Origin of the sequence: Streptomyces bobili (genome assembly GCF_002154575.1) — a bacterium.
Taxonomy (GTDB): Bacteria; Actinomycetota; Actinomycetes; order Streptomycetales; family Streptomycetaceae; genus Streptomyces; species Streptomyces bobili.
Genome location: NZ_MUBA01000886.1, coordinates 1 through 524 on the forward strand (window position 1 = coordinate 1; position 524 = coordinate 524).

At 71.6% G+C, this 524-nt stretch carries 1 protein-coding gene; it reads left to right on the forward strand.

Annotated elements, in window-relative coordinates:
* Window positions 1–66: 66 nt before the first annotated feature.
* Window positions 67–524 (forward strand): response regulator (locus BZL64_RS38485; protein ID WP_086773533.1); only part of this gene is annotated, 458 nt, incomplete at its 3' end.

Genomic DNA, 524 nt, shown 5'->3' on the forward strand with positions numbered 1-524 from the left:
GGTGGTGGCCGAGGTGCCGCTGGTCGTGAAGGACCCCGTGGTGAGCGAGGTTCACGCGTGAGCGGCGTGGTGCGGGTGCTGCTCGCCGACGACGAGCATCTGATCCGGGGTGCGCTGACGGCGCTGCTCTCCCTGGAGGACGATCTGGTGATCGTCGCCGAGGCGGCCACCGGGCCCGAGGCGCTGGCGATGGCGCGGGCGCACCGGCCGGACGTGGCCGTCCTGGATCTCCAGATGCCGGGTGCCGACGGTGTGAAGGTCGCCACATCACTGCGGACCGAACTGCCCGGCTGCCAGGCGTTGATCGTCACCAGCCACGGCCGCCCCGGTCATCTGAAACGGGCGCTTGCGGCAGGTGTGCGCGGGTTCGTCCCGAAGACGGTGAGCGCTCAGCGCCTCGCGGAGATCATCCGGACCGTGCACGCCGGAAACCGTTACGTCGACCCCGAGTTGGCCGCCGACGCGATCGCCGCCGGGGACTCGCCGCTGACCTCGCGCGAGGCAGAGGTGCTCGAACTCGCCGC